Origin of the sequence: Thalassospira sp. UBA848, from assembly GCF_002295455.1 — a bacterium.
In the GTDB taxonomy this organism is placed as follows: domain Bacteria; phylum Pseudomonadota; class Alphaproteobacteria; order Rhodospirillales; family Thalassospiraceae; genus Thalassospira.
Genome location: NZ_DBGS01000079.1, coordinates 52,128 through 66,585, shown reverse-complemented (window position 1 = coordinate 66,585; position 14,458 = coordinate 52,128). Strand labels below are relative to the sequence as shown.

Below are 14,458 nucleotides of genomic sequence, written 5' to 3'. Positions count from 1 at the left end.
TTTCATGGTACTGACCTTCGGTCATCCAATAGTACCCGTAATATCCACCGCCACCGATAATCGCTGCTGCGAACAGGGGCAGGATGATTTTCTTCACACTCATTGCCTGATTCTTCCTTTTGGTATTGATCAGTACCATTTCGGAATTTATGGTACTATCCAGTACCAAACGTCAAGTGCGGAATCGGAAAACCCCTGTGCCAGACAGCAAAAAGATTGATCCAAGAACCCTGAAACGTCGTGAAGCCATGATCGAGGCGGCGCGCGAATTGTTTTGCGAACATGGGCTTGCCGGCACGACTCTAGAAATGATCACCGCCGAGGCTGGCGGATCTCGCCGAACGATCTACGAGCTGTTTGGAAATAAGGATGGCGTGTTCGAAGCCGTCATTCGCGATTGCACGGGCCGGGTTACATCGGTGATGGCTGATCTGGAATTGTCGCAATTGCCCTTGCGTGCCGCGCTGATCGAATTTGCCGAAACGCTTATGACGCTTCTGACCTCGCCCGATACGATCCGCTATATGCGGCTATTTCTGGCGGAAGTGCCGCGCTTCCCGAAACTGGGAAAGGTGTTTTATGAAAGCGGCCTTATGAAAGGGCGACGTATTATCACGTCTTTCTTTGAGCGCCAGATGGCCGAAGGCAACTTCCCGAAGGGCGATGCAAAACAGGCCGCCGTATTCTTCACAAGCCTCGTTAAGGCCGACTACGATTTTCGCCAGATGACCTATATGGGCTGGGAACCACAGGCAAAGGACCTGCATAGCCACGTAATTGCGGCGGTCGATATGTTTCTGCGTGGCTATGGCATCGAACCAGACAATAGCCACGCAGATAGTTCACCCCTCACACCCGAAGCTGGTTGAGCCAAGACCTGCAAATAATACCGGCCTTTTTGTCTAGTGACTCTCCAAACATTTCCGCATCAGCACGAAGCCGGGGGATACTTATACCTTCTTGCGACAACTCGGCTGTATGACCAATCAGCCATTGCTCAAAACCAACTGATGTCGCCTCTGGATGGAACTGGAACGCGATAATGTTCGCACCGAGCGAAAAGGCCTGGTTTTCATAAAACTGACTGCTCGCAAGAAGTTGCGCACCTCGTGGCAAATCAAATGTATCGCCGTGCCAGTGCAAAGTTGTCGGGCTTTCCTGAAAAACCGCCAAACAAGATTTCTGCCCGGCTTCGGTAAGTGTGATCGGAGAAAAACCGATTTCTTTCACTGACCCGGGATACACACGGCTTCCGGCTGCCCGCGCAATCAGTTGTGCACCAAGACAGATTCCCATCGTCGGCCGGTCGCGTTCCAGTCGGCTGTCAAGGAAACGAATATAATCCGTCAGAAAAGGATAGTTGTGTTCATCATGTGCGCCGATGGGGCCGCCAAGAACGATCAATAGATCGGGGTCCAGTGTTTCCAGTCGTTCCCGGTCATCCATACCGACATCGTGATAGACAATGTCATATCCCGCTGCCCTTATGGCCGGGGCAAAAGCACCAAGGTTTTCGAACTCGACATGACGAATGGCGATTGCTGTTTTCCCCATCGGCGGCTCCCTTAGTTTATCGTGCCGGGCATTTTCAAGCCACCGGCAGCTTCAAAGACATCGGTCACACACAAAAGTGGATCGTGAACGCTGGCATTTACCTGCAAGGCAGCCGTTACCGCATCAAAATTGGCCCCTTCAAGATCAGCCTCTGCATCAAACGGGACGGTCACAACCAGGCTGTCTTGGGTAAAGCGGGGATGCCAGCCCGGGCTGTCGATCAGAATGGGAAGCCCCGGCCAGGTTTTGGGCAGACTGGGCGTTGCACCCTCAGGAATATCGCGCACCTTCAATCCGTCCTGCCCACAGGCGTCATCGGGCACAAGAACCACCCAATGCGAATGCCAACGGCGGCCGTCATTTTCCGGATTCCCGTCACCATCTTCATCAAAAAGAGGCGTATCATCAAAGTCAGGATGGGACGTTACCGCAAACGAGAGAATACCTGCATCTGCGTCAAAACCGATTACAGAGGAGTCGATCGAGGTTGGCCATACATATGACCACACCGGGGCGCCGGCCAATTGTCCATGTGCATCTGGTGTTTCGGTTCCTGCCCCACCCTCGAAATACATGGTGAATTCAAGGGTTGTATCTTTGCGAACGATATCTGCATGATGAATGTCAAATGCAGGGTTATCTGTCGTCAGAGGCGCTTCAATCCGGTGTGCATGTGCTGAGCTGCCAATCAATCCTGCAATCAGGACGGTGCCAGCCAAGGGGAGAATACGTGAAGTCATTTTGCGATCCTTGTGATAATAGTATCGAGTCGCTATTATCTATATTCGCAGACCACGAGAAGGTCAACCAGTTAGTATCGAGTCGCTATTAATATGAAACCAGACGCACATAAGGCAGCAGATCTGATTGAACGGATCGCCCGCCTGATGCAGGCCGAAGAACAAAAAGGCCCGCTAAACCCGGCACAATGGGAAGCATTACGCTATCTTGCCAAAGCCAACCGCTTTTCAAGAACCCCAGCCGCACTTGCAGAATATCTTGGCTCAACGCGCGGGACAGTGTCCCAAACGTTGATTGCACTGGAGAAAAAGGACTGCATTAAGCGAACGCCTAGTGCACGCGACAAACGCTCGGTGGACATTGCCCTTACCCCACTAGGACAACAACATCTGACAAATGACCCTCGGCAAAAACTTGCTTCCTGCATCGAAGCAACCCGGAACGGCTTGTCCCTGCAAGAGGCCCTTTCACAAGTTCTGAATGAGGCAATCCGTCTCAACAATGCGAAAAGCTTTGGAATTTGCACAAGCTGCCGCTTTTTCCAGCGGACGGACAAGACGGAAAACGGCGCCGGGTCACACCGTTGCGGGCTTTTGAATGTGCCGCTGTCAGACAAGGACTCTGAAAAAATTTGCGTCGAGCACGAAACGTAACCACGCGCCAATTTACGCGGAGCGCCCCGGTGGTAGCGCAAAGAAAGAATTACTGCGCTTTTGCCACCATATCGCGAACAGCGCCGGACCCGATAGTTTCAATAACTGACCGATCTGCAGGCATGCCCGCCTGAAAATATCGGACACTTTCACGCAAACAGGGTCAGCAACCGCCAGGCAATCGGCCCCAACATGGTGACAAGCCCGATCCACATCATTGCGACACCCCAATTGCGGTCACGGTTGGTAAAACCGAACCCAAGCAGGCAGAAGCCGATCACGCAGATTATCAGGACAATGATGTTTTCATTTGTCATGTTCATGACAGTTCCCCTTTGATGAATTGCCGATGACCGGAGTCTCCACCGCTCATCGGCAATAGCATCACGATATCGCTTAACTGACCGCGCGGTCATTGATCCGGATCAGAAAAATCAGTTCTACGAGGCTGATAGACAGTTTTTTCGAACTTATCGTCAAATTCGCCTAAACGATCAGGATTATTGCACTTTTCAGCCTCAGAAATCGCGGAAATCAATGATCAGAAAGCGCAGAATTCCGGGTTAGGTGCCCCTCATCACATTGTTGTATTCCAGCCCTCTTTGATTTTCTGGTGGCTTACTGTATGTTGCGCACTCCCGACGCGGCCAGGGCGCTCCCTCGCGCGCCGGAAGACAGAGATTTAACCATCTTGAATGGCAGCCGCGCTGCATGTCGGCCGCGGCCAGCAAGGGAGTATTCTATGAGCAAGATTCAAGTTAAGAATCCGATCGTCGAACTTGACGGCGATGAGATGACCCGGATCATCTGGGACTTCATCAAAAACAAACTGATCCTGCCGTATCTCGACGTTGACCTGAAATACTACGATCTTTCGGTTCAGAAACGCGACGAGACCGACGACCAGATCACCATTGATGCGGCAAACGCCATCAAGGAACACCGCGTTGGTGTCAAATGCGCAACCATCACCCCTGATGAGCAGCGCGTTGAAGAATTCGATCTGAAAAAGATGTGGAAGTCGCCGAACGGCACCATCCGTAACATCATCGGCGGTACCGTTTTCCGTCAGCCGATCATCTGCTCGAACGTTCCGCGTCTGGTTCCGGGTTGGACCCAGCCGATCGTTATCGGCCGTCACGCATTTGGTGACCAGTACCGCGCGACCGACTTCAAGGTTCCGGGCGCAGGTAAACTGACCATCAAGTTCCAGCCGGCAGACGGCGGTGAAGTCATCGAGCACGAAGTCTTCGACTTCCCGTCTTCGGGCGTTGCAATGTCGATGTACAACCTTGATGACAGCATCAAGGGCTTTGCACGTGCTTGCATGAACTACGGTCTCAACCTCGGGTGGCCGGTCTACCTGTCGACCAAGAACACCATCATGAAAGCCTATGACGGCCGCTTCAAGGACCTGTTTGAAGAAGTCTTCCAGGAAGAATTCAAAGACAAGTTCGAAGCAGCTGGCATCACCTACGAACACCGCCTGATCGATGACATGGTTGCATGTGCGATGAAATGGAACGGTGGTTTCGTTTGGGCTTGTAAGAACTACGACGGCGACGTTCAGTCCGACACCGTCGCACAGGGCTTTGGCTCGCTCGGTCTGATGACCTCTGTTCTGATGACCCCGGATGGGCAGACCGTCGAAGCAGAAGCAGCACACGGCACCGTGACCCGTCACTATCGTCAGCACCAGCAGGGCAAAGAAACCTCGACCAACCCGATTGCGTCGATCTTTGCATGGACCCAGGGTCTTAAATACCGTGGTGAATTCGATGGTACCCCGGAAGTCGTCAAGTTTGCTGAAACCCTTGAAAAAGTCTGCGTCGACACTGTCGAAGCCGGCTTCATGACCAAGGATCTGGCACTGCTGATCGGCCCGAACCAGAAATGGCTGACCACCAACCAGTTCCTCGACAAGCTGGACGAAGGTCTGAAAGCTGCAATGGCCTGATCAATTTGATCAGTCGGCAGCTTTGCCAATCAGGAAACCCCTGCCGGAAACCGGCGGGGGTTTTCTTTTATAACGGCTGAAACCCGGACAAAAAGAACCCCGTCGGCGGGGGACCAGACGGGGTTGAAAGTTGCGGCGGCCCAGGCTCAGGCCGCTGCGGTCAAAGCAGGATCAGCTGCTTTGAAGTGGATATGTTAGGCCGCTGTATCGCCGGTTTCACCCGTGCCACCGGTATCACCTGTGTCGCCAGTATCACCGGTATCTCCAGTGTCTCCGGTATCGCCGGTGTCACCTGTATCGCCAGTGTCTCCGGTATCGCCCGTGTCACCTGTATCGCCAGTGTCGCCGGTATCGCCGGTATCGCCCGTGTCACCGGTATCTGGCTCCCCATCATCAGGCGTGTCACCATCGTCACCAGCGCCAGGCGCGGTCAGATCTTTCCACCCTTGGGTAATGATTTCGCGTTCCACGTCCGGATCAACATCAGGTCCGGTTGCCGCGCCAAAGACCCGCTGGATCCCCGGTGGCAAAGCGCCCGCAAGACCCGGTGCATTTGCAATACCGGGCGGCATACCTTTTTCGGCACCAACACCGCGCTCTGCGGCAGATGCACCACGCCCAACACCCCCGGCCTGCATACCCAGACCCTTGGCATTAGAACGCGCGGCAGCACCTTTACCCGGGCCATCGGCGCCATTACCTTTACCGCCGCCATTGCCACCACCGGCATTGCCACTATTCCCGGGGCCGTCTGGGCCACCCGGCCCATTTCCGCCACCGTTTCCGCCGCCATTGCCGCCACCGGGGCCGCCGCCGGGGCCGTCATTTCCGTTACCGCTGCCGCCACCGGGACCGCCGCCGCCGTTGCCGCCGCCGTTACCGCCGCCGTTACCATTGCCGCCGCCGTTGCCGCCGCCGTTACCATTGCCACCGCCGTTGCCCTGGCCCTGTGCAAATGCACTTTTACCGGTCAGATCGAACTGCGTGACATCAAGCGAAAGTGGTGTCGCCGCAATCGCAAAGGCGCCAAACCCGAGAATGCTTGCTGTCGCAATTCTTGTACGAAGGCTTTTATTTTTATCCGTGATCAACATCGTCAGCTCCACTTTAATCCAGTGAATTTCGCGTTCATTTGACAGGACAACGCATCGGCTTCCGGTTTTCTTCCCGACCATGAAAATTATTTTTCCAAATGTTTTTTTGATCCGTCAGGGAAGAAACTTCGTCGCCCCATCGTTATATGCGTAACAAGGTCGAAAAATTGTGCCTGCAAACATGAATGGGACGTTTGGTTTGGACACCGCTTTAAGACAAGAGCTCGCAGAACTTTTGCCACGCGCCTTGCGGTTTGCACGCTCGCTTACTCGCGATGCCGTCGCAGCTGAGGATCTGGTGCAAACTGCGTACGCCAAGGCCGTTGAGCGCATTGCACAATTTGAAAAGGGCACCCGACTGGACAGTTGGCTCTACAGGATCATCCAGACGAGCTGGATCGACGAGAAGCGCCGGGACCAGCGACACGGAAATGTCGTGTCTTTTGAGGATGCCCGCGAAAGCGTCTTTCCAGGTCAAGCACACGGTGGCACGGACAGGATGTTCTTGCAGGCAGCACTCGCCTCGCTTGCCGAGGAACAACGGGCAGCCCTGACACTGGTTTTGATTGAAGGATACAGCTATCGCGAAGCCGGAGAAATTCTTGGCGTGCCAGACGGCACAGTCATGAGCCGCGTCGCGAGAGCCCGAAAAACACTTGCCGCATTACATGATGACGATGGCAAGACAACAGATAAAGACAGCATTCAAAGAGGTTCGTCATGAGTACAAAGCTTGAAGATCAGGACTATAATTTGCTGTCTGCCTATATTGATGGCGAACTGAGCCCCACTGAATGTCGCGAACTTGAAGACCGGATTGCAAAATGTCCGGCCATGACGCGTCAATTCAATATCATGGCAGGGCAATCTGTCGTGCTGCGCAATCAGGCCGAACGCCTTCTGACCGATCGTGTTTATCCGGAACTGGCCCAGGACATCGAAGATATCCTTGATCAGAAAAAAACATCGGCAAAACGCTTTGTGGAAAAAAGCAACATTGATGAGCGCCCCCGGGTTGTCGCAAATAACAACACCCCGATTTGGACAGGTATCGGTGCCGCGGCGGCTGTTCTTCTGGCGTTCGTTGGCGGGAACTGGTTCAACGCCGAAATGCTGGATGCAGACGTTGAAACGGCATCAACTGGGACAAATGTGGCGCTTGCAGCTTCCTACTCGCCATTGAACAATCCGCTTCTTGATGAGGAAATCAGCCTCACTCTTGAACGCACGCTGAGCGGTGACATTCGTCAGGTCTCACTTGGTGTCGAAGACACGACATCCGAGACCATTTCAATCGAGCCGCTGCGTACCTTCCGTCAGGATGAGCGCTTCTGCCGCGAATATCAGGTTACCTTCCCGTCGAGCGCAACAACCACCAACGCAGACAATTTCTATGGTCGGGCATGCCGCACGGGCGAAGGAAAATGGGAAACCATTTATCGCCTGATCCCGGGGGCAAAGCTGTCGGATGCAGAAAGCGAACTGAAGACGAAACAAAAGCTTTGAAATACGAGGCAGCGATGAAAGGCTCTTCATCGCTGCCTTGACTTTCGAGACGACAAACAAGATGTGGACGTAAGACCCCAGGGCAGTCAAAATAAAAGAATGCGCAGGATCAGAAACATGAATACGCCAAAACACATGCGCCACTTGCGGGCGTTTTGTTGCGTTTTGGGCCTCTCTTCGTTGGCCGCTTGTCAGACACTTGATCAGATTGGCACCTCTCTCAATGAATTAAATGACGGGCTAGGCCAATATGCCGACCGCCCGGAAAACACGGGCCCGGACATGAGCCCGGCATCATTGCCCGCGTTTGGCAAAGGCGATGCGTTTGTTTTTGATGGGGGTCGCGCGATTTATGTCGAAGAGACCAAAGGCGACCGTATTGTTTGGAACGGCGGTGGTGACTATCTTTTCGAAACCACAGGCGACTTCACCGGTCCGATCCTTGAATGGTCCTATACCGATAAGGAAGACCGCGAACGCTCTGGTTCGGCCTATGTCAAAGAAGGATCGGGAAATATCTGGCCGTTGGAATTTGACAAACAAGTCCGTATGTCAACCAGATCGGCAAATGTGGATCCGGATACAGGTGATGTAAACGAATATGACCAGTGGCTGATCTGCAAGGTGCCCGCAACGGCAAACATCGCAGTTCCGGCAGGCTCTTTTGAGACCTTCGTCATCGAGTGTTCCCGCTATTACCAGCAATCTTGGATGCAGACGACCAAATGGTGGTACGCGCCTGAAATCGGCTTTTACGTCAAACGTGATCGGTCCTGGAATTCAGGGGATGATCACAGCGAAGAACTGGTGACCTATGGCCCTGCCCCGGCAAAAATTGCAGAACCGGCTCAGGATGTATTGGCCGACACAGTTCAGCAATCGCTTGAGAACAACAACTCGGGCGTAGCGCAAACTGCATCTTATGGTGCCCTTGAGATGGCGGTGACACCGCTCAAGACAGTTCAAACCGATAAAGGTATCTGGTGCCGAACCTACCGTCAGGAACTCACCGCACGAAACCGTACCAGCAGCCAAATCAAATCAGCCTGCCGGATGAATGACCGTTGGGTGATTGAAGACGAGGTTGACGGAGCCCTTGAGCCCGTCAATGCCGACACCTGACAACACCTGACAATAAGGGCGTCGCCTTTCCGTCGCGAGAGCTTCACACCTGCAAATCAGATTCATGGAACGAAATAACGCCCTGACCAAGCCGGATCAGGGCGTTATTCATATTTCGGTAGCGTGATCGTTGCCGAAGTCAGGAAGCAGCCTTGCGGACAAAATTGCCACGCTGGTAATCGTCAAAGGCCTGCATCAGTTCCTGTTTGCTACTCATGACAAACGGGCCATAGCGCACGACCTGTTCGTGGATCGGACGTGCGGCAATCACCAGCATGCGGCCACCGTCAGGACCGCCTTTCAGCGTTACCCCATCACCATCCTTCAGGATTGCCAAATGATGGGTCGGTACATCTTTGCCGCCAACGACCGCATCTCCGACAAAGACGTAAACGACTGCCGTATGGCCCTCTGGCAGCGGAACCGTTAGTTCCGCACCGGCATCAAGTTTGGCATCGACAAAGACCGGGTCCGTGGAAATTCCGTTGATCGGGCCTGTTGCGCCATGCATCGAACCCGCCAGCAAACGCAGCTGCGCGCCCTCGACCGGCGAAACTTCCGGCAGTTCATCTGGCTCCATATTCTGGTAGCGCGGATCAATCATCTTGTCCTTGGCCGGCAGATTGATCCAAAGCTGGAAGCCCTGCAAAAGACCGTTTTCCTGTTCCGGCGTTTCGGAATGCACGATGCCGCTACCCGCGGTCATCCATTGTCCACCGCCTGAACGCAGAACCCCCTCATTACCCATGCTGTCCTTGTGGCGCATGGCACCTTCAACCATATAGGTCACGGTTTCAAAACCGCGATGGGGATGTTCCGGGAAGCCTGCGATATATTCGTCGGGATTGTCAGTCGAAAGCGAGTCCAGCATCAGAAACGGATCAAGCATATCAAGCTGCGGCGTCCCGATGGACCGGCGCAACGATACACCCGCACCATCAGACGTATCCATCGCGCGCAAGACCCGCTCGACACCACGTGCATTGCTAACGGTCTCAGACATTTCAAACCTCCTGCGCCTATCGGCAATACTGCCGGACAAAATTTCATGTCGGGCATGGTCGCACAAAACTGTCGCTAAACAAGATCCAATCAGGCACCTGATTGTTTCCAAAAACCTAACAAAGACCTTGCATTACACGTCAGGGTTGCTTTGATTGGCTGATACCGCGAGTATAGAGATATCTCTTGGCAAGTCGAAAACGCTCGGAAAACGATAAAAACAGGCCGACATCTTCAAAGGACAAACCCATGCCTGCTGTCAAATGCCTTCGCGCTGTGTTCGTAGTGGGACTTCTGATCACCGGCCTTGCGTTCATCAGCACTGCATCCCCCACCTACGCTCAGGATGTTTCACAACGCAAGGCCGACAAAATTCGCGAGCTGATCAAGCTGTCCAACGCTGACAAAATGATTGAGGCAATGATGCCCATGGTCACCGAACAGCTACAGATGAGCATCAAAGCAAACCTGCCCAACGCCCCACAAAAGCACATCGATGTTATGGTCGAGGCGATGAAAGAAGAAATGCGCAGCAGCACCGATATCTTCTTTGAGCTGATGATCCCGCAATATTCCTCGCTTCTGTCGGAGGAAACGATCGACGACACGATCACCTTTTACAAGACACCAAGTGGCCAGAAACTTGCCGAGGCGAACCCTCATTTCACAACGATCGGCTCAAAGGTAGGACAACAATGGGGGCTAATGATCGCCCCCAAGGCAGCGAAGAGAGCCATGAAAAAAGCGCGTGAACTTGGTTACGAGTTTTAGGGCCATCCGGCCAAAAAGAAAGGCAGCACGCGTTTAAGGTGCTGCCTTTTTTGTGAAAGCTGATGCGAAATCAGCCTGCAAGTTTCGCCGCAAGTTCTGCTACGTGCTTGCCCTGGAACTTGGCGATATCAAGTTCGTTCTGGGACGGCTGGCGAGAACCATCGGCACCGGCAAGCGTACCGGCACCATAGGGCGAACCACCGGTGATTTCGTCCATATTGGTCAGACCTGCACAGCTGTAAGGTACACCGGCAATCACCATCCCCTGATGGAGCAAGGTGGTATGGGTCGAGGTGATGGTGGTTTCATGACCGCCATGCTGGGTGCCGGTCGAGGTGAAGACTGAACCAACCTTGCCGATCAGTTTGCCTTCGGCCCAAAGACCACCGGTCTGATCAAGGAAGGTGCGCATCTGACCGGGCATGTTGCCAAAGCGGGTCGGTACACCAAAGATGATCGCGTCATATTCCGGAAGATCTGAAACCTCGGCAACCGGAGCAGCCTGATCAAGCTTGGCGCCAGCACCCTTTGCGACATCTTCGGGCATGGTTTCAGGAACGCGTTTGACATCAACATGCGTTCCGGCAACACCGCGTGCGCCTTCGGCCACGGCATTGGCCATGGTTTCGATATGACCATACATCGAATAATAAAGTACCAGTACTTTCGCCACGTCATCCTCCTTGGTTGAATTTCGTCGGCTTGCATAGTGACTTAAGAATGCACCCCTGATAACGCCCAGCTTGGAAACAGTCTGTTCGTTATCGGATGCGAACCCCATCAGGTATCGGAGTTACGCATCTGGATTACGCATCGGGATTCCGGGCCAGATACTGAACCACCTGATCGGGGAAATCGGTGAAAATGCCATCAATCCCGGCATCATCAAAAATCGCCTTGAGCGCGATCTGCATATCGCCCGCCCATTTCGGCAACTGATCGGCACGCAGGGTATAGGGATGGACCTTCAATTGCGCACGCTGGGCGGCAATCAGGGTCGGCGTCATGATCGCCGTGCCATTTTCGCTCAGGCCTTCGATGACCTGTGGCAACCACGGGCCAATCCCATCAACCACACGCGCCATTTCAACAACGCCTTCGTCGGATTTCAGGTAGTCATAGTCCGTGCCTTCTGGCGGACCCCAGCGGTTTTCGCCCAGAAGCTGCACCAGCTTGCCCTGATAGTTCAGCTCTTGGCGGATGCGCTTGGTTTCAGACCAGTCAAAGCACTGCACAAAGGCGTTTGAGCCGGGGTTGTTATACCCCCACTTCTCCATCACCGCGATCACGGTTTTGGTGATGTCCTGCCCTTCTGCGTGATGGAAGGCAGGGTCCTTGATTTCCGGATAGATGCCGACATTACGCCCGGTGGAGTGGTTCAAGCCACGGATCAGTTTGATTTCTTCTTCAAGGGTCGGGATCTTGAAGATGGCAAACTCAGCCGGAAAGCGATCGGCATAAACCTGCTTGCCGGTATCGGCCTTGAACCGTTCCGTCACGCTCAGTGTCTTGAGTTCGGCAAGGGTGAAATCAATCGCGTAATACCGTCCGTCTTCACGTTTGCGATCCGGGAATTTCTTTGCAACGTCGGTGGTGGTATCGATATGGATGTCATGCAGGATGACGGGCACACCGTCCCTGGACAGAACAACATCCTGTTCGATGTAATCTGCCCCCATGCCATAGGCCAATGCCTTGGCCGGCAGGGTATGTTCAGGCAAATACCCCGATGCGCCGCGATGGGCGATCACCACCATTTCCTGATCAAGCGCCTGAGCATGGGCCGAAGCGATTGAACCTGTTACAGGCATCAATGTGACTGCGGTAAGTCCGCAAACAGCCAGCAACGTCGACTTGATCATTTTGCGTATCAGCATCAAGGGTATCCTTATCCAGCGTCCTTTTAAGCAAAGGACTATAGGCGCGGATTGGCAGCACAAAAACGCGTCACCGCGTCTTGGATGCAATCTTCATGAAACTGTTACAGCAAAGAACGCGGACCTAGCGGTTTAGTTCCCCGGTCATGCGATCAAGCCCGTCAAGGGTCAGGGGAAACATCCGGCCTTCCATCAGCTTGTGCATGATCTGGATCGATTGATGGTGCCGCCACCAGTTTTCCGGTTGCGGATTGATCCAGGCGGCGTGTTCGAAATGATCGAGCAATCGCTGCATCCACACAACACCGGCCTCGGCATTCCAGTGTTCCACCGCACCGCCCGGATAGGTGATTTCATAGGGGCTCATGGTCGCATCGCCAACAATCACAAGCTTGTAATCCGCGCCATAGGTATTGATCACATCCCAGGTCGATACCTGTTCGTTCCAGCGCCGCGCGTTATCTTTCCAAAGCCCTTCATAGGGGCAATTGTGGAAGTAGTAATATTCAAGATGCTTGAATTCGGTTTTGACCGCGGAAAACAGCTCTTCACAGACCTTGATGTGATCATCCATCGATCCACCAACATCAAACAGCATCAAGACCTTGACCGCGTTGTGACGTTCCGGGCGCATCTGAACATCAAGCCAGCCTTGGCGTGCGGTTGATGTAATCGTGCCGGGCAGGTCAAGCTCGTCTGCCGCCCCGGTCCGCGCCCATTTGCGCAAACGTCGCAAGGCGACCTTGATATTGCGCGTGCCGATTTCGACACTGTCATCAAGGTTCTTGAATTCGCGCTTGTCCCAGACCTTGACCGCGCGGCGATGACGGGATTTATCCTGCCCGATCCGCACCCCTTCGGGGTTATAGCCATAAGCGCCAAACGGCGATGTCCCGGCCGTGCCAATCCATTTATTGCCGCCCTGATGACGGCCCTTTTGTTCTTCCAGACGCTGTTTCAGCGTCTCCATCAACTTTTCCCAACCGCCGAGCGCCTCGATCTCGGCCTTTTCTTCATCAGTCAGGAATTTCTCGGCTAGCTTTTTCAGCCACTCTTCGGGGATTTCGGTCTTCTCGACCTCGTCCACGCCGTCAGTCAGGTCGATCACGCCCTTGAAATGTTCGGAAAACACGCGATCAAACTTATCAAGATGGCGTTCATCCTTCACCAGCGCGGACCGCGCCAGATAATAGAAATCCTCAACCGAATAACCGGCCAGACCTTTTTCCACCGCCTCAAGCAATGTCAGGTATTCGCGCAGACTGACCGGCACGCGCGCATCTTTCAGCTTATAGAAAAAGCCGGTGAACATCGGGATTAACGTCCTTCACGCCGTGCCATAAAGGCTAGGCGTTCAAACAGATGCACGTCCTGCTCGTTTTTCAGAAGCGCCCCGTGCATCGGTGGTACGGCGGTTTTAGCACCCTTGGCGCGCAGGGCCTCGGGCGGCAGGTCTTCGGCCATCAAAAGCTTCAACCAGTCAAGAAGCTCTGAGGTCGATGGCTTTTTCTTCAGGCCCGACACGTCACGCATATCGTAAAACAGGTTCAATGCCTCGGCGACCAGACGTTTCTGGATGCCGGGGTAATGCACCTCGATGATCTCGGCCATGGTGTCTGCATCCGGGAAGCGGATGTAATGGAAGAAACAACGCCGCAGGAACGCGTCGGGCAGTTCCTTTTCGTTGTTCGATGTAATGATCACAATCGGGCGGTTGGTGGCTTTGACCATCTGCTGGGTCTCGTAAACGAAGAACTCCATGCGATCGAGTTCCTGAAGCAGGTCATTGGGGAACTCGATATCGGCCTTGTCGATCTCGTCAATCAGAAGGACGGGCGCATCACCATCTGCCTCGAACGCCTCCCACAGCTTGCCCTTAACGATGTAATTGCCGATGTCATGGACACGCTCGTCACCCAACTGACTGTCACGCAGGCGCGACACCGCGTCATATTCATAAAGGCCCTGCTGGGCGCGCGTCGTGGATTTGATCGACCAGGTGATCAGTTTCTTGCCAAGCGACTTGGCGATTTCTTCGGCCAGAACGGTCTTGCCGGTGCCCGGTTCGCCTTTGACCAAAAGCGGACGCTGCAACGTGATTGCAGCATTGACCGCCACCATCAGATCTTCAGTCGCGACGTAATTTTCCGTACCCTGAAACTTCATTTTTGCCCTGCAACA

16 protein-coding genes are annotated in these 14,458 nt (G+C 53.9%); 7 read left to right on the top strand and 9 right to left on the bottom strand.

The genetic code is table 11. The features are described from left to right. Nucleotides 1-197 precede the first annotated feature (197 nt). Nucleotides 198-869: a TetR/AcrR family transcriptional regulator gene (locus B2R48_RS11185; RefSeq protein WP_297000281.1), complete on the top strand. Its 672-nt coding sequence runs from the start codon at nucleotides 198-200 to the stop codon at nucleotides 867-869. Here B2R48_RS11185 and B2R48_RS11180 read toward each other — a convergent pair. Together B2R48_RS11180 and B2R48_RS11175 are read right to left on the bottom strand one after the other, a co-directional pair. Then, nucleotides 850-1,554, bottom strand: coding sequence for a glutamine amidotransferase (locus B2R48_RS11180; protein ID WP_297000278.1), 705 nt, complete (start codon nucleotides 1,552-1,554; stop codon nucleotides 850-852). The genes B2R48_RS11185 and B2R48_RS11180 overlap by 20 nt on opposite strands. Nucleotides 1,555-1,565: 11 nt before the next feature. Continuing rightward, nucleotides 1,566-2,294, bottom strand: a complete 729-nt coding sequence (locus B2R48_RS11175) for a hypothetical protein (RefSeq protein ID WP_297000276.1) — start codon at nucleotides 2,292-2,294, stop codon at nucleotides 1,566-1,568. Between the two features lie 147 nt (nucleotides 2,295-2,441). On the opposite strand from B2R48_RS11175, the gene B2R48_RS11170 reads away from it, so the two are divergent. Continuing rightward, entirely contained in the window at nucleotides 2,442-2,948 is a 507-nt protein-coding gene (locus B2R48_RS11170; RefSeq protein WP_297000274.1) for a MarR family winged helix-turn-helix transcriptional regulator, read from the top strand. 149 nt (nucleotides 2,949-3,097) lie between these two features. On the opposite strand, the gene B2R48_RS11165 is transcribed toward B2R48_RS11170, so the two are convergent. Next, the gene (locus tag B2R48_RS11165) at nucleotides 3,098-3,271 is read right to left on the bottom strand and encodes a hypothetical protein (RefSeq protein ID WP_157088442.1); all 174 of its coding nucleotides are present in this window, start codon (nucleotides 3,269-3,271) and stop codon (nucleotides 3,098-3,100) included. A gap of 419 nt (nucleotides 3,272-3,690) precedes the next feature. On the opposite strand from B2R48_RS11165, the gene B2R48_RS11160 reads away from it, so the two are divergent. Beyond that, nucleotides 3,691-4,905 (top strand): NADP-dependent isocitrate dehydrogenase, encoded by a 1,215-nt coding sequence (locus B2R48_RS11160; protein ID WP_062955532.1) that lies wholly within the window; start codon nucleotides 3,691-3,693, stop codon nucleotides 4,903-4,905. A 194-nt stretch (nucleotides 4,906-5,099) separates the two neighbouring features. Here the strand turns inward: B2R48_RS11160 and B2R48_RS11155 are convergent, their stop codons facing one another. Beyond that, entirely contained in the window at nucleotides 5,100-5,999 is a 900-nt protein-coding gene (locus B2R48_RS11155) for a hypothetical protein (protein WP_297000239.1), read from the bottom strand. A 199-nt stretch (nucleotides 6,000-6,198) separates the two neighbouring features. Between B2R48_RS11155 and B2R48_RS11150 the strand changes: the two genes are divergently transcribed. The 3 genes from B2R48_RS11150 to B2R48_RS11140 all read left to right on the top strand — a co-directional run bounded on the left by B2R48_RS11150 (nucleotide 6,199) and on the right by B2R48_RS11140 (nucleotide 8,627). Continuing rightward, nucleotides 6,199-6,723: an RNA polymerase sigma factor gene (locus B2R48_RS11150; protein WP_297000235.1), complete on the top strand. Its 525-nt coding sequence runs from the start codon at nucleotides 6,199-6,201 to the stop codon at nucleotides 6,721-6,723. Then, nucleotides 6,720-7,505, top strand: coding sequence for a zf-HC2 domain-containing protein (locus tag B2R48_RS11145; RefSeq protein WP_213474627.1), 786 nt, complete (start codon nucleotides 6,720-6,722; stop codon nucleotides 7,503-7,505). The genes B2R48_RS11150 and B2R48_RS11145 overlap by 4 nt, the downstream gene beginning before the upstream one ends. A gap of 117 nt (nucleotides 7,506-7,622) precedes the next feature. Next, complete coding sequence (locus B2R48_RS11140; protein WP_297000232.1) at nucleotides 7,623-8,627, top strand: hypothetical protein; 1,005 nt, start codon at nucleotides 7,623-7,625, stop codon at nucleotides 8,625-8,627. A 139-nt stretch (nucleotides 8,628-8,766) separates the two neighbouring features. On the opposite strand, the gene B2R48_RS11135 is transcribed toward B2R48_RS11140, so the two are convergent. After that, on the bottom strand, nucleotides 8,767-9,630 hold the full coding sequence (locus tag B2R48_RS11135) for a pirin family protein (protein ID WP_062955528.1): 864 nt from the start codon (nucleotides 9,628-9,630) through the stop codon (nucleotides 8,767-8,769). Nucleotides 9,631-9,878: 248 nt separating this feature from the next. Here B2R48_RS11135 and B2R48_RS11130 point away from each other — a divergent pair, with 248 nt between their 5' ends. Then, a complete protein-coding gene (locus tag B2R48_RS11130) occupies nucleotides 9,879-10,400 on the top strand; it encodes a DUF2059 domain-containing protein (protein ID WP_297000228.1) in 522 nt (173 codons plus the stop codon). Between the two features lie 70 nt (nucleotides 10,401-10,470). Here B2R48_RS11130 and wrbA read toward each other — a convergent pair whose 3' ends face one another. The 4 genes from wrbA to B2R48_RS11110 form a co-directional block, all read right to left on the bottom strand. Further along, nucleotides 10,471-11,073: an NAD(P)H:quinone oxidoreductase gene (gene wrbA, locus B2R48_RS11125; protein WP_062955526.1), complete on the bottom strand. Its 603-nt coding sequence runs from the start codon at nucleotides 11,071-11,073 to the stop codon at nucleotides 10,471-10,473. 133 nt (nucleotides 11,074-11,206) lie between these two features. After that, complete coding sequence (glpQ, locus tag B2R48_RS11120) at nucleotides 11,207-12,277, bottom strand: glycerophosphodiester phosphodiesterase (protein WP_297000223.1); 1,071 nt, start codon at nucleotides 12,275-12,277, stop codon at nucleotides 11,207-11,209. Between the two features lie 124 nt (nucleotides 12,278-12,401). Then, nucleotides 12,402-13,589 (bottom strand): vWA domain-containing protein, encoded by a 1,188-nt coding sequence (locus B2R48_RS11115; RefSeq protein ID WP_297000221.1) that lies wholly within the window; start codon nucleotides 13,587-13,589, stop codon nucleotides 12,402-12,404. 5 nt (nucleotides 13,590-13,594) lie between these two features. Beyond that, entirely contained in the window at nucleotides 13,595-14,443 is an 849-nt protein-coding gene (locus B2R48_RS11110) for an AAA family ATPase (protein WP_297000219.1), read from the bottom strand. Nucleotides 14,444-14,458: the final 15 nt, after the last annotated feature.

Coding starts and splice junctions, on each gene's coding strand:
- B2R48_RS11180 (WP_297000278.1), bottom strand. CDS start 1,554: ATGGGGAAAACAGCAATCGCCATTCGTCATGTCGAGTTCGAAAACCTT.
- B2R48_RS11175 (WP_297000276.1), bottom strand. CDS start 2,294: ATGACTTCACGTATTCTCCCCTTGGCTGGCACCGTCCTGATTGCAGGA.
- B2R48_RS11170 (WP_297000274.1), top strand. CDS start 2,442: ATGCAGGCCGAAGAACAAAAAGGCCCGCTAAACCCGGCACAATGGGAA.
- B2R48_RS11165 (WP_157088442.1), bottom strand. CDS start 3,271: ATGAACATGACAAATGAAAACATCATTGTCCTGATAATCTGCGTGATC.
- B2R48_RS11160 (WP_062955532.1), top strand. CDS start 3,691: ATGAGCAAGATTCAAGTTAAGAATCCGATCGTCGAACTTGACGGCGAT.
- B2R48_RS11155 (WP_297000239.1), bottom strand. CDS start 5,999: ATGTTGATCACGGATAAAAATAAAAGCCTTCGTACAAGAATTGCGACA.
- B2R48_RS11145 (WP_213474627.1), top strand. CDS start 6,720: ATGAGTACAAAGCTTGAAGATCAGGACTATAATTTGCTGTCTGCCTAT.
- B2R48_RS11140 (WP_297000232.1), top strand. CDS start 7,623: ATGAATACGCCAAAACACATGCGCCACTTGCGGGCGTTTTGTTGCGTT.
- B2R48_RS11135 (WP_062955528.1), bottom strand. CDS start 9,630: ATGTCTGAGACCGTTAGCAATGCACGTGGTGTCGAGCGGGTCTTGCGC.
- B2R48_RS11130 (WP_297000228.1), top strand. CDS start 9,879: ATGCCTGCTGTCAAATGCCTTCGCGCTGTGTTCGTAGTGGGACTTCTG.
- glpQ (WP_297000223.1), bottom strand. CDS start 12,277: ATGCTGATACGCAAAATGATCAAGTCGACGTTGCTGGCTGTTTGCGGA.
- B2R48_RS11115 (WP_297000221.1), bottom strand. CDS start 13,589: ATGTTCACCGGCTTTTTCTATAAGCTGAAAGATGCGCGCGTGCCGGTC.
- B2R48_RS11110 (WP_297000219.1), bottom strand. CDS start 14,443: ATGAAGTTTCAGGGTACGGAAAATTACGTCGCGACTGAAGATCTGATG.